Source organism: Nitratireductor lacus (assembly GCF_056431025.1).
Window position 1 is genome coordinate 1 of the sequence record NZ_JBWKMB010000019.1, and the last position, 19,894, is coordinate 19,894.

15 protein-coding genes are annotated in these 19,894 nt (G+C 60.6%); 13 read left to right on the forward strand and 2 right to left on the reverse strand.

Annotated features, from left to right (window positions below; genetic code table 11):
• Nucleotides 1-150 precede the first annotated feature (150 nt).
• A complete protein-coding gene (locus AC07E3_RS16150) occupies nt 151-1,542 on the reverse strand; it encodes a TRAP transporter large permease (protein WP_478363321.1) in 1,392 nt (463 codons plus the stop codon).
• Complete coding sequence (locus AC07E3_RS16155) at nt 1,542-2,114, reverse strand: TRAP transporter small permease subunit (protein ID WP_478363323.1); 573 nt, start codon at nt 2,112-2,114, stop codon at nt 1,542-1,544. The genes AC07E3_RS16150 and AC07E3_RS16155 overlap by 1 nt, the downstream gene beginning before the upstream one ends.
• Nucleotides 2,115-2,562: 448 nt before the next feature.
• Here AC07E3_RS16155 and AC07E3_RS16160 point away from each other — a divergent pair, with 448 nt between their 5' ends.
• The 13 genes from AC07E3_RS16160 (at nt 2,563) to AC07E3_RS16220 (ending at nt 19,894) form a co-directional block, all read left to right on the forward strand.
• Nucleotides 2,563-6,042, forward strand: coding sequence for an indolepyruvate ferredoxin oxidoreductase family protein (locus AC07E3_RS16160; RefSeq protein ID WP_478363325.1), 3,480 nt, complete (start codon nt 2,563-2,565; stop codon nt 6,040-6,042).
• A gap of 49 nt (nt 6,043-6,091) precedes the next feature.
• The gene (locus AC07E3_RS16165; protein WP_478363327.1) at nt 6,092-8,440 is read left to right on the forward strand and encodes a putative bifunctional diguanylate cyclase/phosphodiesterase; all 2,349 of its coding nucleotides are present in this window, start codon (nt 6,092-6,094) and stop codon (nt 8,438-8,440) included.
• Nucleotides 8,441-8,604: 164 nt separating this feature from the next.
• Complete coding sequence (locus AC07E3_RS16170) at nt 8,605-9,390, forward strand: N-acyl amino acid synthase FeeM domain-containing protein (RefSeq protein WP_336069133.1); 786 nt, start codon at nt 8,605-8,607, stop codon at nt 9,388-9,390.
• A gap of 61 nt (nt 9,391-9,451) precedes the next feature.
• Nucleotides 9,452-10,126, forward strand: coding sequence for a Crp/Fnr family transcriptional regulator (locus AC07E3_RS16175; RefSeq protein ID WP_336069135.1), 675 nt, complete (start codon nt 9,452-9,454; stop codon nt 10,124-10,126).
• Between the two features lie 351 nt (nt 10,127-10,477).
• A complete protein-coding gene (locus tag AC07E3_RS16180) occupies nt 10,478-12,454 on the forward strand; it encodes an AMP-dependent synthetase/ligase (protein ID WP_478363330.1) in 1,977 nt (658 codons plus the stop codon).
• Nucleotides 12,451-13,275, forward strand: a complete 825-nt coding sequence (locus tag AC07E3_RS16185) for an ABC transporter ATP-binding protein (protein ID WP_336069139.1) — start codon at nt 12,451-12,453, stop codon at nt 13,273-13,275. The genes AC07E3_RS16180 and AC07E3_RS16185 overlap by 4 nt, the downstream gene beginning before the upstream one ends.
• A 19-nt stretch (nt 13,276-13,294) precedes the next feature.
• The gene (locus tag AC07E3_RS16190) at nt 13,295-14,254 is read left to right on the forward strand and encodes a branched-chain amino acid ABC transporter permease (RefSeq protein ID WP_336069141.1); all 960 of its coding nucleotides are present in this window, start codon (nt 13,295-13,297) and stop codon (nt 14,252-14,254) included.
• Nucleotides 14,255-14,257: 3 nt separating this feature from the next.
• A complete protein-coding gene (locus AC07E3_RS16195; protein ID WP_336069144.1) occupies nt 14,258-15,334 on the forward strand; it encodes a branched-chain amino acid ABC transporter permease in 1,077 nt (358 codons plus the stop codon).
• A gap of 72 nt (nt 15,335-15,406) precedes the next feature.
• Nucleotides 15,407-16,726, forward strand: coding sequence for an ABC transporter substrate-binding protein (locus AC07E3_RS16200; RefSeq protein ID WP_478363334.1), 1,320 nt, complete (start codon nt 15,407-15,409; stop codon nt 16,724-16,726).
• 71 nt (nt 16,727-16,797) lie between these two features.
• On the forward strand, nt 16,798-17,637 hold the full coding sequence (locus tag AC07E3_RS16205) for an ABC transporter ATP-binding protein (RefSeq protein WP_025030465.1): 840 nt from the start codon (nt 16,798-16,800) through the stop codon (nt 17,635-17,637).
• A 201-nt stretch (nt 17,638-17,838) separates the two neighbouring features.
• Nucleotides 17,839-18,066, forward strand: a complete 228-nt coding sequence (locus AC07E3_RS16210) for an aa3-type cytochrome c oxidase subunit IV (RefSeq protein WP_007008834.1) — start codon at nt 17,839-17,841, stop codon at nt 18,064-18,066.
• 80 nt (nt 18,067-18,146) lie between these two features.
• A complete protein-coding gene (locus AC07E3_RS16215; protein ID WP_478363337.1) occupies nt 18,147-19,469 on the forward strand; it encodes a Re/Si-specific NAD(P)(+) transhydrogenase subunit alpha in 1,323 nt (440 codons plus the stop codon).
• The gene (locus AC07E3_RS16220; protein ID WP_007008832.1) at nt 19,469-19,894 is read left to right on the forward strand and encodes a proton-translocating transhydrogenase family protein; all 426 of its coding nucleotides are present in this window, start codon (nt 19,469-19,471) and stop codon (nt 19,892-19,894) included. The genes AC07E3_RS16215 and AC07E3_RS16220 overlap by 1 nt, the downstream gene beginning before the upstream one ends.

Consider the following 19,894-nt stretch of genomic DNA (forward strand, 5'->3'; position numbering starts at 1 on the left):
ATCTCGAGCGCTGTCTGTTCGGGGGCCGGTGTCTTCAACATGACCCAGTGAATCAAAAACCCCCGGCAAATGCCAGGGGTTTGTCAGCAGTCTGAGCCCGGCATCGCGCCGGGCTTTTTTGCTGTCTGGTTCGTTACTGGGGTTCTGGTCTCAACTGTAGATCGCCCTGGGCAACCAGGTGGCGATCTCAGGGAACATGAACATGATGGCGATGGCCAGGAGCTGCAGCAGCACGAAAGGCAGTACTCCCCTGTAGATCATCGACGTTTTCACGGAGCCCGGTGCGACCCCGCGCAGATAGAACAGCGCGAAGCCGAAAGGCGGCGTGAGGAAGCTTGTCTGCAGGTTCACACCGACCAGAACGCCGAGCCAGACCGGGTCCACATCGAGGGCCAGCAGGATCGGTGCGGTGATCGGGATCACGATGAAGATGATCTCGAACGTGTCGAGGATGAAACCCAGCAGGAACATGATCAGCATGACCACGGCCACGGCCGCCAGCGTGCCGCCGGGCAGGTTGGCGAGGAACTCATGCACCAGATTGTCGCCGCCCATGAGACGGAAGACAATGGAGAAGACCGAAGCGCCGAACAGGATGATGAACACCATGCAGGTGATGGAGGCGGTGGCGATCGCCGTTTCGCGCAGAACGGCAAAGGAAAGTCGCCAGCGGAAGGCGGCAAGCACCATGGCGCCGACGGCGCCCACGGAGGCGGCTTCCGTCGGCGTCGCGATGCCGCCGAGAATGGAACCCAGAACGGCCATGATCAGCAGGAGCGGGGGGAAGAGCGCGACGGCGACCTCGCCCAGCAATTCCTTCTTCTCCTCCGGCGGAACCGGCGTGGCCGGGCAGGAGGCAGGGTCGAAGATGGCCTTAAGAAGCGTCCATCCGAGATAAAGCCCGACCAGCAGCACACCGGGAAGAAGTGCGCCGGCGAAGAGGTCGCCCACCGATACGGGAACCGGGGCGAAATTGCCCTTCGCCATCTGCACCTGCGCGTTGATGCCCGAAAGCATGTCGCCCATGAAGATGAGAACCGTGGATGGCGGGATGATCTGTCCAAGCGTACCGGAAGCGCAGATGACGCCGGTCGCAAGCTTCGGATCGTAGTTCGCACGCAGCATTGCCGGGAGCGAGATCAGGCCCATGGTCACGACGGTGGCACCCACCACACCGGTGGATGCGGCCAGAAGCGCGCCGACGATGATGACCGACATGCCAAGCCCGCCGCGTAGATTGCCGAACAGCTTGCCCATGGTCAAAAGCAGTTGCTCTGCGATCTTGGAGCGCTCCAGCATCACGCCCATGAAGATGAAGAGCGGGACAGCCACCAGCACTTCATTGGTCATGTAGCCGATATAGCGGTTTGCCAGGCTGCCGAAATTCGACGGGTCGAAAACGCCGAACCACATGCCGACAAGACCGAACATGAGCGATACGCCGGCCAGCGTGAAGGCGACGGGAAAGCCCAGAAGAAGAAAGCCGATAATGCCGAAGAACATGAGCCCCGAAAGGAACTCGCCAATCAGAACCGGATCCATCAGACGCTCGCCTCCGGCTGCTCTTCGTCATTGGTTTCGTATCTCAGTTTCGCCGGCAGCAGGGCCTCATTGCCACTGAGGACAAGGACCGAGCGAAGCGCCATGGCGATGCCCTGCAGGGCGAGCAGTAGGGCAAAGCCGAGAATGAAGCCTTTGAGGATAAAGAGCCCCGGCATGCCGCCGACATTGGCCGATGCTTCTCCCAGCCGCCAGGAGCGGCTGACGAAGCTCCACCCGTAATAGAACACGACCCAGGAAAACGGCAGCAGGAACAGGACCACGCCAACCAGATCCACGATTGCCTTGCGCCGCGTGCTCGCCGGCCGGTAGAAAATGTCGACCCGCACATGGTCGTTTCGAAGAAGGGCGAAGCCGGCGACGGCGGTGAACATCGCTCCGTTCAGCCAGATATAGAGGTCCTGCATCCACACAAAACTCGTCGCAAAGACGTAGCGCTGCACGACGACGGTGAAACACACCAGGACGATGGCCAGTGACAGCCACGAAAAGATATTGCCGACAAGGGCATTCAGGCCGCTGATTATGCGGACCAGAAAAGCGATTGCGCGCACGGTCAGTTACCTCCGCCGTTGGCGCGCACGGCGAGCGGCGCGTGATGGTATGCCATGAGGCCCTCTTGCATTTCCCCGATGCGGGCGGAAGTTGTTCCCTATCCTGCCCTTCAACCTGGTAGCCAGGCAGCGCCTGATTAGCAGCTTTGTTTCTGGCGAAAAAGTAACCGGGCGGGAAAAGTCGCCTTTTTGCCTTTCGAACCTAAATTATGAAGTGAATATGCCGGACTGGCTGCTGCGTTCGGGGAGCAGGCAGGTATACTCCGGTCAGATTCGTGCGCCGTTCATGCGGCCCGGCTAATAAAATGTCCCCGGAAATGCCGTGTTTTGTGTTGGCGTTGCTCATTGTTGTGGAGCCCGCAAATTCGTTTGACGGGATGCCGGGTGGATAGAAAACTACCCTTGCGGAAACGTTTCCAACCGTGATCCGCTGAGGAGGAATGCATATATGACGCTTCACGACGTCACGCTTAATGACAAGTTCGATTTAACGAAGGAGCGCATCTTCGTATCCGGCGCGCAGGCGATTGTCCGGATGCTCCTGATGCAGCGTGAGCGTGATCGACGTGCGGGGCTGAACACTGCCGGTTTCGTTTCCGGCTATCGCGGGTCGCCCATTGGCGGGCTCGATCAGCAGCTCTGGAAGGCGAAAAAGCAGCTCGAAGCGTCCAATGTGATCTTCCAGCCGGGCCTGAACGAGGAACTGGCGGCAACCGCCTGCTGGGGCTCGCAGCAGACCGAGCTTCTGGGCGAAGGCAAATATGACGGGGTGTTCAGTGTCTGGTACGGCAAAGGCCCGGGCGTAGACCGCTCCGGCGACGTTTTTCGCCACGCCAACCATGCGGGCTCTTCGAAACATGGCGGCGTGCTCGCGCTCATGGGCGATGACCACACAGCCGAATCCTCAACTGTCGCCAATGCCAGCGAGTTCGCTTTCGTTGACGCGATGATTCCGATCCTGAACCCGGCCGGCGTTCAGGAACTCATAGACTACGGTCTTTATGGCTATGCATTGTCGCGTTTTGCCGGCACCTGGACGGCCATCAAATGCGTCAAGGACAACATTGAATCGACAGCCGCCGTGGATGTGTCGCTTGAGCGGCTGAACATCGTCACGCCCGAATTTGAGATGCCGCCCGGCGGTCTGAACATCCGCAACGAGATCAACATGCTCGGGCAGGAGGCGCGGCTCTACGATTTCAAGCGCGCCGCCGCCGCCGCGTTCGTCCAGGCAAACAATCTCAACCGCATCATCTATTCCGGCGGTTCCAAGGCGAAGATCGGCATTGTCACGCTTGGCAAGAGCTATCTCGACACGCGGCAGGCGCTGGACGATCTGGGGATCGACGAAGCGCGGGCGAACCAGCTTGGCATTCGCCTCTTCAAGGTGGCCTGTCCCTGGCCTTTCGACGTGGAGCACATGCGCGAATTCGCGCGCGGCCTCGACATGGTGATCGTGGTCGAGGAAAAGCGTTCGCTGATCGAAGTGCAATTGCGCGAGAACCTTTACGGCACGGCCAATCAACCGGAAATCATCGGCAAGGTGGATGAGAAGGGAGGCCGTCTTTTCGCGCCCACGGCGGCGCTCGATCCCAATGAGATCGCCATCGCCATCGGCGAGCGGATCCTGCGGATCATCGGCCCATCGGAAGAGATCGCGGCCCATGTGTCGCGGCTGCGCCAGTTCCAGGCAATGCTTGCGGATACGCAGGACGTGTCAGGCCGCACGCCCTATTTCTGCTCGGGCTGCCCGCACAACACCTCGACCAATGTTCCCGAGGGGTCGATTGCAGGCGGCGGCATTGGCTGCCATTTCATGGCGACCTGGATGGACCGGTCCAATGTCGGCTTCACGGCCATGGGTGGCGAGGGCGCGCAGTTCATCGGCCAGGCACCGTTTTCCAGGCGGGAGCACTTCTTCCAGAATCTCGGCGATGGCACCTACAATCATTCCGGTTCCATGGCGATCCGCTTTGCGCGCGCTTCTGGCGCAAACATCACCTACAAAATTCTCTACAATGACGCGGTCGCCATGACGGGCGGCCAGCCGCACGAGGGCGGGCTCACCGTTGACATGATCGCCGATCAGGTGCGTGCGGAAGGCGTGCAGCGCATCGCAGTCGTGAGCGACGAGCCGGAAAAATATGCCGGCGCTGTCAACTTCCCGCAGGGCACCACGATCAACCACCGCGACGATCTCGATCAGGTGCAGCGCGAGCTGCGCGAGGTGAAGGGCGTTTCAGTCCTGCTCTATGATCAGACCTGTGCGGCCGAGAAACGCCGCCGGCGCAAACGCGGGACCTTCCCCGATCCGGACAAGCGCGTCTTCATCAACGAACTCGTGTGCGAAGGCTGTGGAGACTGCGGGGTCAAGTCGAACTGCGTTTCGGTACAGCCGCAGGAGACCGAATTCGGCCGCAAGCGCCGCATCGACCAGTCCAGCTGCAACAAGGATTTTTCCTGCGTGAACGGGTTTTGCCCCTCCTTTGTGACGGTGCACGGTGCAAAGCTGAAGAAGGCAAAAGGTGCGACAGGCGCCAACGATCCGCTGGAAGGCGTTCCCGAGCCGAAGCTTTATGATCTCGCGCGCGGCTGGTCGGCGGTGGTGGATGGGATAGGCGGCACTGGTGTTGTCACCATTGGCGCGATCGTTGGCATGGCCGCGCATCTGGAAGGCAGGGGCGCAGGCATCATCGACATGGCGGGGCTGGCGCAGAAGGGCGGAGCGGTTTTCACCCATCTGCGTGTCGCCGGGACGCCGGAAGACATTCACGCGATCCGCGTGTCCGCCGGCGAGGCCGATCTCGTTCTTGGCTGCGATCTGGTGGTTTCCGGCGCGAAGAAGGTTCTCGCAGCCGCCCGTGAAGGGCATACCCTGTTCATGGCCAACACGGCGGAAGTGATGCCGGGAGATTTCGCCCGCTCAGCCGATTTCTCGCTTCCCACAGAGCGCCTGAAAAAGGCGATCCGCGCGGCCGTCGGCGAGGACAGGGCGCATTTTTTCGACGCGACACGAACCGCGAGCGTCCTCTTCGGCAATTCCGTTGGCGCAAACATGCTCATGCTTGGCATGGCCTATCAGCTCGGCGGGCTGCCGGTTTCGGCTGAAGCCATCGAGAAGGCGATTGAGCTCAATGGCCAGGCTGTGTCCATGAACGTTTCAGCGTTCCGCTGGGGACGCCGCGCGGCGCATGATCCTGAATATGTGAGCCGACTGGTCGCAAAATCCTCAAATGGCGATGTCCGGCAGCCCGTATCGCAGACGCTCGATGAGGTCATCGACCGGCGTGCGACGTTCCTGGCTGGCTACCAGAACCAGGCTTATGCGGAGCGCTACCGCGGCCGCATCGCCCGTTTGCGTGCCAAAGAAGAAAAAGCTGTGCCGGGTTCCACCGCGGTGACGGAAGCCGCAGCGCGCAATCTCTTCAAGCTCATGGCCATAAAAGACGAATACGAAGTGGCGCGTCTCTACACGGACGGCTCCTTCAAGCGCCAGCTCAACGCTGAATTCGAGAGCTATGATCGCCTCGAGTTTCATCTTGCGCCGCCGGTTCTCGGTCGCCGTGATGCCGCCGGGCATCCGAGAAAGTCGAGCTTTGGTCCCTGGATGATGTCGGCCTTCCGCCTGCTTGCGCGCATGCGCGGCCTGCGGGGCACGGCTTTCGATCTCTTCGGCCGCACCGACGAGCGCCGGATGGAACGGCGCCTGCTCACCGAATATGAAGGAGATCTCGATCGCATCGAGGCGCTGCTTTCTCCCGAACGGGCGGATGCCGCGGCGGCGCTGGCATCGGTGCCGGCGCTCATTCGCGGCTATGGCCACATCAAGGAAGCCAACGCTGCGAAAGCGGCGCAGGAGCGGGCGAGGCTTGTCCGGCGTCTGGAGGACGGAGACAGGGCGGGTCCTGTCCTGAAAGCGGCAGAATAGCCGGCTTTCTTTAGGGCAGAGGCGAGAAAACTTCACTAAACCTTTCTTAATGCTGTTGTGGCATATCTTGCCCGTCAATCGGGCTCATGCGGTGAAAAACAGCAAAAACAGCATTCCGGAAGACGTCTACGTTGGGTACATCCGTTCGTTGTTTCAGGACGTCGGCGTGCTCCCCGTTGGCGCGGCCTGCTACGGCCTGATTGCTCTTCTCCTCTACTATAAAACAGGCCAGGAGGCCTATCTCGTCTTCGCGCCGGCCATGTTCATTGCCGGCGTCTGGCGTTACTTCAAGATTACGCGTGTCGATCACGCGCTGATCTCCGACTATCCGTCCGCACTCGCCTGGGAGGCCCGATATCTCTGGTGGGGCAGTCTCCACGGATTTGTTGTCGGGGCGTTCGGCTTCTTTGCCACGATGTGGTCGAACGACAATTTCAGCGAACTTGCCGCTGTTTCGGCCATTCTAAGCGGCACGATCACCATTGCCGGGCGCAATTACGGATCACACAAAATGGTGTCGATCCTGACGCTGACCATCGTGTTCCCGATGGCGCTCGGTCTGATGCTGAAGGGCGATTTCTATCATTTCGTGCTTGGGCTTTTCATCGCACCGTTCATGCTGGTCGTGACCAAGATGGCCGATCTCGTACGCACGGTCCTGTTCACTGCCATCAGTGAGGAAAAGCGCTCCACGCGGCTGGCGCAGCGTTTCGACCGCGCGCTGAACACCATGCATCACGGTCTGCTCATGCTGAACAATGAGGAGCGCGTGGTGGTGAGCAACACCCAGGCGGCGGAGATGCTCGGGTTCAAGTCCTCCGAGCAGATGCTGGGCCGGACGCTGAAATCGCTCTTGATGCGCGGTGTGGCGAGCGGCCTGCTTTCGGAGCGCGATTATGCTTATGCCGAGGAGCAGCTTTCGCGGGCTTTGCGCGAAGGCCGCAACCGCAAGGTCCTGTTGCGCATGACCAATGGGCGGCATTTTGAGTTTGCTGCCCGTGAAGGGCATGACGAGGTGGGGGTTCTGACCTTCGAGGAGGTCACGAGCCGCGTCGAGGCGGAGGAGAAAATCCGCTTCATGGCGCGTTATGACAGCCTCACCAGCCTGCCCAACCGCGCCTATTTTCACGAGAAGGTCACCGAGGCGATGGCGGCGGGCGATCAGGACAGGCTCTGCGGCCTTGGCGTTCTTGACCTCGATGATTTCAAGACCGTGAACGACACTCTGGGGCATCCGGTCGGCGATGGCTTGATCTATGCCGTGGCCGAGCGTCTCTCCGCGTTCGAGAGCCCGAATGTTCGCATCAGCCGGTTCGGCGGCGATGAGTTCACGATCTACTTCAACCGGGTGGCCGACGAGGGCGAATTTTCCCGGCAGTTCGAGGAAATCTTTGCCTCGCTTGCCGGTGAAGTCGATGTGGCCGGCCATGCCATGCGCATTCAGGCGAGTGGCGGGGCGGTGGTTGTCCCGGTGCGGTCAGGTGATGTGGACTCGATGATCGTCAAGGCGGATCTGGCGCTTTATAGAGCCAAGGAACTGGGCAAGAACGCCTGGAGCCTGTTTGAAACGGAGATGGATGTCGCCTTCCGCAATCGGCAGGTGATGAAGGCTGATCTGCGCAGTGCCATCGAAGCGCGCAATCTGCGTGTCGTCTACCAGCCGATCGTCGATGCTGCCACCATGCGTGTTTCGAGCTGTGAAGCCCTGTGCCGCTGGGACCATCCGGAACTCGGACTTGTATCGCCGGCGATCTTTATCCCCCTTGCGGAGGAAATGGGCCTGATCTCCGAGATTAGCACGATCGTTCTTGAAGCGGCCTGCCATGAGTGCGCGAAATGGCCGGAGCATGTCGGGGTGTCCGTGAATCTTTCGGCCAAGGACTTTCGTTCAGACGAAGTGATCGGCAAAGTGGAACGAGCCCTCGACGGGGCGGGCCTGAAGCCCGACCGTCTCGAGATCGAGGTCACGGAAACCGCACTCCTCAACGATACGGAGGCGACGGTCCGCTACATCAACACGCTGAAGAAGCTCGGCGTGCGCATCGCGCTGGACGATTTCGGGACCGGCTATTCCTCGCTGAGCTACCTGCACACCCTGCCGCTCGACAAAATCAAGATCGACGGAAGTTTCGTCGCCAATCTGAAGGAGGGAGAGCGCTCGCTTCACCTCCTGCAGGGGGTGGTCGATCTTTCGCGCAAGCTGGGCCTTGCGGTCACCGTTGAAGGTGTCGAGCGGTTCGATCAGCTGAAGCTGCTTGAAAGCGCGGTCAAACCCGATCTCCTGCAGGGTTTTCTCTTCGGCCCGGCCCTGACGGCATCCGGCATCGAGACCATGGCTGAAATGAAGCAGCCCTACGCGCCCGGGCAGATTGCCGCCAAGACGCGCGCATCCATCTGACTTTTCGCACATCCCGTATATGCAAGGTGAATGCGCAGAAACCTTCTGTTAAGGTTAATAAAACCTAAACAAGTTTCATACGACTTTCAGCTTTACATCGCTCGTCAGGCGATTACGCTTGTTTTGTACGAGAGGTGGTAAAAGTCGACGTGGGGCATGCGGCAATGGTCACGAGTACCGGCCTGGTCGGCCTGAAACCGGGGGCAGAGCGCTTTGCTCGCGAACCGGCCAAGAAGTCCTCTAGCTTCATAGATGGCGTGATGGCACTTCTGGAGCGCACCGAATATCGACGGTGCGAAACTGGCGAAGACCGGGAAGAGATATTTCATCTGCGGTACCGTTCCTACCGGGCGCACGGTTTTGTGCCCGAGACGGAGCAACAGATCGTCAAGGACGATCTCGACGATCTTCCCAACTGCTACAACTTCGCCGTCTATATAGACAAACGCCTCGTCAGCACGGTGCGCCTGCATCAGATCGACCGGGAAAACCCGCTTGGGCCGGTGACGAAAGGGTTCGGCGACGTCATGTCCCCGCTGATCGAGCAGGGCGACAGCTGTATCAATCCAAGCATGCTCGCTGCCGATCCCGATCTCGCGCGCGAATACCGGGCCCTTCCCTATGTCTCGCTGCGCCTGGTTATCGCGGCCTATGAATATTTCCGCTCGACCTACTGCGCCTGTCTCATCCGCCAGGAACACACGGCGTTTTATCGCCGGATATTTGGTGCCCGGCAGATGAGCCCCGAGCGTGCCTATCCGCCGATAAGCATACCGTTAATGTTGTTTGGCGGGGTCTGTGCCAGGGAGTTCGGCCCCATCGTCGAGCGGTTCCCGTTCTTCCTTTCGACGCGATCGGAGCAGCGAATGCTGTTTGAGCGCACGGCGTCTGGAATATCGGCGCCGCTCACCATTCTGCCAACAGCCAAATATCTCCAGCACGCTGCCTGATCCGGATGCTTTGACGGGATCGCTGCTTGTCGCTGACAGGCTGTCGGGCTATCGAATAGGCATGACTACGAAACGCGACATCGCCGGGGAGACCATCTGGGCTGCCGAGCTCACGGACGACGAACTGGAACGGGCGCGCCGCGGGCTGACGGAACGGATTTTTTCCAAGGGCAGTTATATCTGCCACCGGGGTGACCGGCTCGATCACTGGACCGGTGTTGTGGAGGGGCTCATCAAGATCAGCGCCATTTCCGCCGCCGGGAAGGCAATGACCTTCGCCGGCGTGACGGATGGCGGCTGGTTCGGTGAGGGGTCGGTGCTCAAGAACGAACCGCGCCAGTACGATGTCGTCGCGATCCGCGATACGCGGCTTGCCATGCTTTCACGCTCAAGCTTCCTGTGGCTCTACGAGAACAGCACCGGTTTCAACCGTTTCCTCGTGCGCCAGCTCAACGAGCGCATGGGTCAGTTCATTGCGACGATAGAGTATGACCGCATCCTCGGGCCCACGGCCCGGGTCGCGCGCAACCTCTCCTGGTTCTTCAATCGCACACTTTACCCACGAGCGGGTACCACGATCGAGATCAGTCAGGAGGAACTTGGTCTTCTGGCCGGTGTTTCGCGTCAGGTGGTCAACCGGGCCCTGCGTGCGCTGGAGGACGAAGGGCTCCTGAAGGCCGAGCACGGCCGCATCACGGTGGTCGACGCAGGCGCATTGAGCCACTACGAATCCTGACCGCGTTCGGGCCCGCCACCATTTTGATGTTCGCTTAGAGCATCGGACCGAAAAGTGGAATCCGGTTTTCGGATTATTTCGATGCTCCATCAAAAGACTAGATCCTGCTTCGTGCGTCCGGATGGACGCACGGCGATCTAGACTTTAGTCGGAGCAGGCATCTGATGCTTTCAGAATACTCGCATCCGCGCACATAATTCCGCTAGCATAAAGGCAAACTGATCGCCTGTCTGTCAAGGGGCGTGTTGATCGGGTGCGGGTTTCGTGGAACCCTCAATTCAATCAACAGCTCCGGTTCGGGGAGGAACCGGAACAACAGCGGGTCTACCGCTGACAGTGGGAGGAAGCGACTTGGCGCATTCTGACGCGTCGAAGGATACGTTTGCCAAATATCTGCTCTGGAACGCCGAGCGGTTCGGCGACAGGCCGTCCATGCGGTTCAAGGACTATGGCATCTGGCAGAGCTGGACCTGGGCGGAGCAGCTTGAGGAGGTGCGGGCTTTTGCGCTCGGCCTGCAGAAAATCGGCCTGAAACGGGGCGACAAGATCGCCGTGATCGGCTCCAACCGGCCAAGGCTTTACTGGACCTTTGCCGCCGCCCAGTCTCTGGGGGCGGTTCCCGTGCCGGTCTATGCCGATTCCGTTGCCGAAGAGATGGCCTATGTGCTCAACCATGCCGAGGTCACCTTCGCGATGGTCGAGGATCAGGAGCAGGTCGACAAGGTGCTCTCCATCTCGGAAGAGGTGCCGCTCCTGACCGAGATCGTCTATGACGAGGAGCGCGGCCTGAGGGATTACGATCACACCCACCTCCATGCCTATGACAGCGTGCGTGAAGAGGGCATGCGCCGGCTCACCGAGGAACCGGAGGCGAATGCGAACTGGCTGGCCGAGATCGAAAAGGGGCGCGGGGATGACCTGTCGGTCATTCTCTACACCTCCGGCACCACCGGTCGCCCCAAGGGCGTGATGCTGTCGAACGACAATTTCGTGCGCTCGGCCATCAACGGCAACGCCTTCGACAGGCTGACCGAGAACGAGACGATCATCGCCTATCTGCCGCTGGCATGGGTGGGCGATCACCTGTTCTCCTACGCCCAGTCCTACACGGCTGGCTTCTGCGTCGCCTGTCCTGAAAGCCCGGAAACGGTGAACGAGGACCGCCGCGAGATCGCGCCGACCTATTTCTTCGCGCCGCCGCGTGTTTTCGAGGCCATGCTGACTTCGATCATGGTGCGGATGGAAGATGCCGGAAAGCTCAAGAAGGGCATGTTCGACTATTTCCTGGCCCACGCCGCAAAGGTTGGCGAGCGCATTCTGAATGGCGAGCAGGTTGGCCTCGTGGACCGGCTGAAATATGGACTCGGCGAGTTCATGGTCTATGGCCCGCTGAAAAACCGGATGGGCTTTTCGAACATGCGGGTCGGCTACACGGCCGGCGAAGCCATTGGGCCGGAGCTCTTCTCCTTCTACCGCTCGCTCGGCCTGAACCTGAAGCAGCTCTATGGTCAGACGGAAGCCACCGTCTATATCACCGCGCAGGAAGACGGAAAAATCCGTCCCGACACGGTGGGGCTGCCATCGCCGGAGGTGGAAATCCGCATCGCCGAGAGCGGCGAAGTGATGTATCGCTCGCCGGGCGTTTTCGTCGGCTACTACAAAAACGACGAGGCAACCCGCGAAACCAAGACCGAGGATGGCTGGGTGCACACGGGTGACGCCGGCTTCTTCGACACGGACGGCCAGCTCAAGATCATCGACCGGGCCAAGGATGTCGGCAAGCTCGCCTCGGGCGCTCTGTTTGCGCCGAAATACATCGAGAACACGCTAAAGTTCTTCCCCGACATTCAGGAGGCGGTAGCGTTCGGCCATGGGCGAGAATTCTGCGCGGCCTTCATCAATATCGATTTGCAGGCGGTCGGCAACTGGGCCGAACGCAACAACATCGCCTATGCGTCCTATCAGGAGCTTGCTGGGCATCCGCGCGTCTATGAGACCATCGCCGCCCATGTGAACGAGGCCAATCGCAGGCTCGCCCGCGAGCCCCTGATGGCGGCCTCGCAAGTGAAGCGCTTCCTCGTTCTGCACAAGGAGCTGGATGCCGATGATGGCGAACTGACCCGCACCCAGAAGGTGCGCCGCAAGTTCATCGCCGAGCGTTATGGCGAGCTGATCGAGGCGCTTTACGATGGCTCGACGGAGAAGTTCGTGGAAACCCAGGTCACCTATGAGGATGGCCGCAAGGGCATCATCCGCGCGACGGTGAAGATTGTCGATGCCGAGATCCATGAGGTTCCGGCCGAAAATGTCCGGGAGGCTGCCGAATGAACCCGCGCCCCGATCCCAGTCAACTCACCGCGCCCGACGACGGCATCGCTAGGGGCGGTGTGCTTCTCGATGTGAAGAACGTCTCGCTTTCCTTCGGCGGCGTGAAGGCGATCACCGACATTTCGCTAGATGTGCTGAAGGGCGAAATTCGCGCCATCATTGGCCCCAACGGCGCCGGCAAGACCTCGATGCTCAATGTCATCAACGGGTTTTACACGCCGCAGGAAGGCACGATCATCTTTCGCGGACGCGAGCGCCGCTCCATGAAGCCGCATCAGGCGGTGGGGCAGGGCATCGCCCGCACCTTCCAGAACGTCGCTCTCTTCAAGGGCATGTCGACGCTCGACAACATCATGGCCGGGCGTTCGGTCAGGATGAAGCGCAACATTGGCTGGCAGATGCTCTGGCATGGGCCGGCGCTGCGTGAAGAGATCGAGCATCGCGAGAAGGTCGAGGAAATCATCGACTTTCTGGAGATCCAGCACATTCGCCGCACCCCGGTGGGCAAGCTGCCCTATGGCCTGCAAAAGCGCGTCGAGCTCGGCCGTGCGCTTGCCATGGAGCCAACCCTTCTTCTCCTCGACGAGCCCATGGCGGGCATGAATCTCGAGGAGAAGGAAGACATGAGCCGGTTCATCATCGACGTGAACCAGCAGCGCGGCACCACGATTGCGCTGATCGAGCACGACATGGGCGTGGTCATGGACCTGTCCGACCGCGTGGTGGTGCTCGATTACGGCAAGAAGATCGCCGACGGCCCGCCTGACGAGGTAAAGAACAATCAGGACGTGATCGACGCCTATCTGGGCGTCCCGCACTAGGCAGCGAGGGGAGGAACGTATGGAATTCTTGAACGATGTTCTGGTGCAGCCCTTCGCCGATATGGCCGCGGCTCCCGATTTCCTGCTTCAGGTGCTCTGGGAAGGGCTTGTGGGCGGGGTGCTCTATGCGCTGATCGCGCTCGGCTTCGTGCTGATCTACAAATCCTCGCGCATCTTCAATTTTGCGCAGGGCATCATGGTGGTGTTCGCCGCGCTGACGCTGGTGGGTCTCTATGAAAAGGGCGTTCCGGCCCTGCTTGCGCTGCCGCTCACGCTCGTCGTCATGCTGATCCTGGCGATGACCATCGAGCGCGTTGTGCTGCGCCCGCTGGTCAACCAGCCCGACATTATCCTGTTCATGGCGACCATTGGTATCACGCTCTTCCTGATCGGCTTCGGCGAATTGATCTTCGGCGGCGAGAACAAGGTGATGATCACCGAGCAGCTCTTCATCCCGACCGGCAGCATCGTGTTCGAACCTTTCGGCGGCTTCGTCTCCATCGAGGAAAAGGATCTGACGGCGGTCATCGGAGCCATGGTGCTCGTGGCGGCTCTTCTGGTCTTCCTCAACAAGTCCAAGATCGGTCGTGCCATCCGCGCGCTGGGCGACGATCATCAGGCTGCCCTTTCAGTGGGCATTTCGCTTTCCACCATCTGGGTCATCGTCTGGTTCATCGCCGGTGTCATCGCGCTTGCCACAGGCATTGTCTGGGGCGCGCGGGCGGGCGTGTCCTTCGCGCTGGAGGTTATCGCCTTCAAGGCGCTGCCGGTGCTCATGCTCGGCGGTCTGGAAAGCGTCATGGGCGCGATCATCGGCGGGCTCGCCATCGGCATTCTGGAAAAGCTCTTCGAGATCTACTGGGGCCAGCCGCTGCTCGGCGGCAACACCGAAGCCTGGTTCGCCTACATGCTGGCGCTGCTCGTGCTTCTCTTCCGCCCGCAGGGGCTGTTTGGCGAAAAAATCATCGAGCGGGTGTAATTCATGTTCTACCGCACAGCAGGCCAGTTCAAGACCAGCTATGAAGCCGATCACGCGCTGTTTCCGGTGCGGCAGGATGCAGTCCTGCTCGGCGTGATCCTGGTCTTCGCCTTCGTCATCTTTCCGCTCACCGCAAGCGAGTTCGCATTTCGCGCATTGCTGATCCCGGTATTGATCTACGCGCTCGCGGCCCTCGGCCTCAACATCCTCACTGGCTATGCCGGGCAATTGTCGCTCGGCACCGGTGCCTTCATGGGCGTGGGCGCCTATGCCTGCTACAAGCTCGTCTCCATCTTCCCGGAGATGAACATCGTGGTGGCGATTGCGCTGTCTGGCTTTTTCTCGGCGGCCATTGGCGTGCTGTTCGGCCTGCCGTCGCTGCGCATCAAGGGGTTTTACCTCGCCATTGCCACGCTGGCCGCGCAGTTCTTTCTCGTCTGGCTGTTCCAGAAATGGGCATGGCTCTACAATTACAACGCGTCCGGCGCGATCCAGGTGCCCAATATCGAGATGTTCGGCATCACCGTCGCCGGTCCACGTGCCACGGCAATCACGCAGTATTACTTCGTTCTCTGCGTTGTCTGCGTGATCACCTTCTTCGCCATCAACATCACCCGAGGGCGCATCGGCCGCATGTGGAAGGCCGTGCGCGACATGGACATCGCCGCCGAGCTCGTGGGCATCAATCTGATGCGCACCAAGCTGATGGCCTTCTTCGTGTCGTCCTATGTGGTGGGCATTGCGGGTGCGCTGTTCGTTTTTTTATGGCGCGGTGCGGCGGAGGCGAACCTGTTCGACATTCCATTGTCGTTCCGCGTCCTGTTCATCGCCATCATTGGCGGGCTCGGTTCGATCCTCGGCAATTTCCTCGGCGCGATCCTCATCGTCGCGCTGCCAGTCATCATCAGCAGCGTGCCGGGGGCTTTCGGCATCCCGGTCGATTCCGCCATGGTCGAGCATCTGAACATCATGATCATCGGTGCGCTCATCATCGCCTTCCTCATCATCGAGCCGCACGGTCTGGCGCGTTTCTGGGCGATGATCCGCGAAAAGTTCATTCTATGGCCCTTCCCGCACTAGGCGGGAAAGGTGCGTGAGACGGGGATTGTTCGCCCCTTCCTTTCGGAGAACGGAACAAGTGGAGGAGAGAGTATGAAGAGAATGCTCAGAAATGCGATCCTGTCGTCAGCGCTATTCGCTGCCGCAGGCTTTGCCGCGCCTGCCGCCGCGCAGGACGAAAGCATCTATATTCCGAACCTGGCCTACCGAACCGGTCCGTTCGCGGCCACCGGCACGCCGTTGATGAACGGGCAGCGCGACTACATCACCCTGCTCAACGAGCGCGATGGCGGGTTGAACGGCGTCAAACTCGAATATGACGAGTGCGAAACCGGCTACAACACCGAGAAGGGTGTCGAGTGCTACGAAAAGACCAAGGCGCGGGCCGTGGTCACGCAGCCCTGGTCGACGGGTATCACCCTGCAGGTCCTGCCCAAGTCGAATGTCGACAAGATTCCGATCCTCGCGCCCGGCTATGGCTTCTCGCCCATGGCCGACGGAAAGGTGTTCCAGTGGGCCTACAACCCGCCGTCTTCCTATTGGGATGGCGCGTCGATGATCCTGAAGAACATTTCGGACGGCAATCTCGACAGTCTGAAGGACAAGAAGATTGCTTTCCTGCACCTCGATCACCCGTTCGGCAAGGAGCCCATTCCGCTGCTTGAGGTGCTGGCCGAGAAACATGGGTTCGAGCTGGTGCCGATCCCGGTCGGGCTGACCGAGATGCAGAACCAGTCGGCGCAGTGGCTGCAGATCCGCCGCGAGCGGCCTGATTTCGTGGTGATGTGGGGCTGGGGCGCGATGAACGCCGGCGCCATCACCGAAGCCGCGAAAACCAAATATCCGATGGATCAGTTCATCGGCGTGTGGTGGTCGGGCCATGACGGCGACCTGAAGCTGGTTGGTGAGCAGGGCAAGGGCTACCGCTCAATCTCCTGGAGCGTGCCGAATTCCGAAGCCCCGCTCATGGCCGACATCAGGAAATATGTTGTCGATGCCGGCAAGTCGCAGATCAACCAGGCCGAAGGCGAGTTCGATTCCGTGTTCTATCAGCGCGGTCTCATGATCTCGGTCATTCTGGTGGAAGGCATCAAGGCGGCGCAGGAAGAGTTCGATGTGCGGGCACCAAGCCCCGAGCAGCTTCGCTGGGGGCTGGAGAACATCAATCTGGATGAAGCTCGCCTGAAAGAGCTTGGCGCGGAAGGCATGCTCGTGCCCTTCAGCACTTCCTGCTCGAACCACACGGGCCACGGCGGCGGCTGGATGCTGCAATGGGACGGCGCAAAGTTCGTCAAGGCGTCGGACCTGTTGACACCGGATCGGGCGGAAATCGAGCCGCTCGAAGTTGAAAAAGCCAAGGAATATGCCGAGGCCAATGCGCCCTGGCCGGTCAATGAAGAGTGCAAGATGTAGGCACGCTCTGGTGCCGCTCCCTGTCGCGCGCGGCGGGGAGCGGCGTTTTCTTGAAACCGGGATAGCGAAGCATGACGACGACAGCACCTGCAGCCTCGGCTGAGACCGCGGAACAGATCCTCGAAGTCAACAATATCGAGGTGATCTACGATCACGTCATACTGGTGCTGAAAGGGGTTTCCCTTTCCGTCCCGCGCGGTGGCATCACCGCCTTGCTCGGAGCAAATGGAGCGGGCAAGACCACAACGCTCAAGGCCATCTCCAACCTGCTGCATGCCGAGCGTGGCGAGGTGACCAAGGGGTCGATCCTGTTCGGCGGCGACGAAGTGCAGAACCTCTCCCCCAACGATCTGGTGCGGCGCGGCTGTATTCAGGTCATGGAGGGGCGGCACTGCTTCGGCCATCTCTCGGTGGAGGACAATCTGCTGACGGGTGCCTTCACCCGGCGTGACGGACAGGCGGCGATCCGCGAGGACCTGGATCTGGTCTACACCTATTTCCCGCGCCTGAAGGAGCGGCGCAACTCGCAGGCCGGCTACACCTCAGGCGGCGAGCAGCAGATGACGGCGATTGGCCGGGCGCTGATGTCGCGCCCGAAGATGATCCTGCTTGACGAACCCTCCATGGGGCTCGCGCCGCAGCTGGTCGAAGAGATTTTCGAGATCGTCAAGCAGCTCAATGAAGAGCAGGGCGTGTCGTTCCTGCTGGCCGAGCAAAACACCAATGTGGCCCTGCGCTACGCGAAATACGGTTACATTCTGGAATCGGGCCGTGTCGTTCTCGATGGTGAGGCGAAGGCGCTGCGCGAAAACGAGGACGTGAAGGAATTCTACCTTGGCGTCGGCGGCGAGGGACGGCGCTCCTTCCGCAATGTGAAACACTACAAACGACGCAAGCGCTGGCTTTCCTGATTCACGACCGGCATCGCGAAAAGCCGGACGGCCGCGCGCTCAGTGAGCTGAATCCCCTTCATTCCGTACCGTTTTCGCGAAATCCGTTCTCTCAGGGCGCTTCAAAGCGCATCGGATTGTTCATGCGGCAATCCTCCCATTGCCCTTCAGCCATCTTTTCGCTATCTCCCAAGACCAATTCTATTCCCATGGGGTTTTGAGATGGCAGAGAATTTGCCGGCCGGACCGGCCGAAACGGGCGCAGAAATGGACTACGCCGAGCACGAGAAGACCTACGATCTTTTCCTGGCCGTCATCAAATATTCGAGCCTGGTGGTCGTCGCCATTCTGGTGGCGATGGCGTTTGGTTTCTTCACCTCCGCTGGTTTCTTCTCCAGCACCGTTCTCTTCATTCTGATCTCGGTGGTCGGCGCCTGGTTGCTGCGCTAGAAAGCGTCGCTTGCCGTGACGTGGGGGTCGTTGCCACGGCTCCGTGATTGGGGGGACGGTCCAACCGAAAGGATATGACGGTGGGACAAAGCATATTTGTGCCTAAAGAAATTGACATTACGGAAGGCCGCGTTGCGGTCTCTCCTGAAACGGTCAAGCGATTTGTGGGCCTGGGTTTCGATGTTGTCGTCGAAAAAAACGCAGGCGAGCAGTCGCGTATTGTCGATGCTGAATTTGAGAAGGCCGGCGCAAAGATCGGCAAGGCTTCGGATGCCGGCAAGGCCGATGTCGTCCTGAAGCTGCGGCGCCCGACGCCGGCCGAAGTCAAAACCTACAAAAAAGGCGCGCTGGTTCTCGCCAGCATGGACCCCTATGGCAATGAGGGCGATGTGGCGGTCATGGCCGCTGCAGGCGTCACCGCCTTTGCCATGGAGTTCATGCCGCGCATCACGCGCGCCCAGTCCATGGACGTTCTGTCCTCGCAGGCAAACCTTGCCGGTTACCGTGCGGTGATCGACGCCGCCGCCGAATATGACCGTGCGCTGCCGATGATGATGACCGCTGCCGGCACCGTACCCGCCGCCAAGGTGTTCGTCATGGGCGCTGGCGTTGCCGGTCTTCAGGCCATCGCCACCGCGCGCCGTCTGGGCGCTGTCGTCACCGCCACCGACGTTCGTGCGGCTGCCGGCGAGCAGGTCCAGTCGCTCGGCGCGAAGTTCATCATGACCGAGGCCCTGAAGGATGCCTCGGGTGAGGGCGGCTATGCCCGTGAACTGACAGACGAAGAGAAGAAGGCCCAGGCCGAACTCGTCGCCGATCACATCGCCAAGCAGGACATCGTCATCACCACGGCGCTCATTCCGGGCCGGCCCGCGCCGCGCCTTGTCAGCGCCGACATGGTGAAGTCGATGAAGCCGGGCTCCATCATCGTCGATCTCGCGGTCGAGCGTGGCGGCAATGTGGAAGGCGCGAAGGTGGGTGAGGTCGTCTCCACCGCCAATGGCGTGAAGATCATCGGCCATCTTAATGTGCCCGGTCGTGTCGCCGCATCCGCTTCGCTGCTCTATGCGAAGAACCTCTACACCTTCCTTGAGACCATGGTCGACAAGGAGAAGAAGGTGCTCGCCGTCGATATGGAAGACGAGCTGGTGAAGGCCACCATGCTCACCCATGACGGCAAGGTGGTGCATCCCAATTTCGTCGACACCGCAAAGCCCGCTGCCAAGGCCGCCGCGCCGAAAGAGGCGCCAGCCCGCAAGGCACCGGCGCGCAAGGCCACTGCCAAGCCGGCAGCAGGCACGGCGGCGAAGAAAACAGCGGCCCGGAAAGCGGCAGCAAAGCCGACTGGTGCGTCCAGCGCTGCCGATAAGCCTGCCGCAACCAAATCGGGGGGAGAATCCTGATGGAACCAACCGCACTCGAAAAGGCGCTCGACCAGCTCGACAGCGCCGCGGCGAGCGTTCGTGCCGCCATTGAAGGCATGCAGGCGGCCGAAGTCGCCGATGCCGCCGGCGCGCTTGCGCATGGCGCATCCGGCGGGGCGATCGACCCGTTCGTCTTCCGCTTCGCCATCTTCGTGCTGGCGATTTTCGTCGGTTACTACGTGGTCTGGTCAGTGACGCCGGCGCTGCACACGCCGCTGATGTCGGTCACCAACGCGATCTCCTCGGTGATCGTGGTCGGTGCGCTGCTGGCCGTGGGCATCTCCGCTTCCGGGCTTGCCACCGGCTTCGGTTTCATCGCGCTCATCCTGGCGTCGGTGAACATCTTCGGCGGCTTCCTTGTGACCAGCCGCATGCTTGCCATGTACAAGAAGAAGGACAAGTGA

Bases quoted from the DNA above. Each gene is read 5' to 3' on its own strand.
- AC07E3_RS16150 (WP_478363321.1), bottom strand. From the start codon at position 1,542: ATGGATCCGGTTCTGATTGGCGAGTTCCTTTCGGGGCTCATGTTCTTC.
- AC07E3_RS16160 (WP_478363325.1), top strand. From the start codon at position 2,563: ATGACGCTTCACGACGTCACGCTTAATGACAAGTTCGATTTAACGAAG.
- AC07E3_RS16165 (WP_478363327.1), top strand. From the start codon at position 6,092: ATGCTGTTGTGGCATATCTTGCCCGTCAATCGGGCTCATGCGGTGAAA.
- AC07E3_RS16170 (WP_336069133.1), top strand. From the start codon at position 8,605: ATGGTCACGAGTACCGGCCTGGTCGGCCTGAAACCGGGGGCAGAGCGC.
- AC07E3_RS16175 (WP_336069135.1), top strand. From the start codon at position 9,452: ATGACTACGAAACGCGACATCGCCGGGGAGACCATCTGGGCTGCCGAG.
- AC07E3_RS16185 (WP_336069139.1), top strand. From the start codon at position 12,451: ATGAACCCGCGCCCCGATCCCAGTCAACTCACCGCGCCCGACGACGGC.
- AC07E3_RS16190 (WP_336069141.1), top strand. From the start codon at position 13,295: ATGGAATTCTTGAACGATGTTCTGGTGCAGCCCTTCGCCGATATGGCC.
- AC07E3_RS16195 (WP_336069144.1), top strand. From the start codon at position 14,258: ATGTTCTACCGCACAGCAGGCCAGTTCAAGACCAGCTATGAAGCCGAT.
- AC07E3_RS16200 (WP_478363334.1), top strand. From the start codon at position 15,407: ATGAAGAGAATGCTCAGAAATGCGATCCTGTCGTCAGCGCTATTCGCT.
- AC07E3_RS16205 (WP_025030465.1), top strand. From the start codon at position 16,798: ATGACGACGACAGCACCTGCAGCCTCGGCTGAGACCGCGGAACAGATC.
- AC07E3_RS16210 (WP_007008834.1), top strand. From the start codon at position 17,839: ATGGCAGAGAATTTGCCGGCCGGACCGGCCGAAACGGGCGCAGAAATG.
- AC07E3_RS16220 (WP_007008832.1), top strand. From the start codon at position 19,469: ATGGAACCAACCGCACTCGAAAAGGCGCTCGACCAGCTCGACAGCGCC.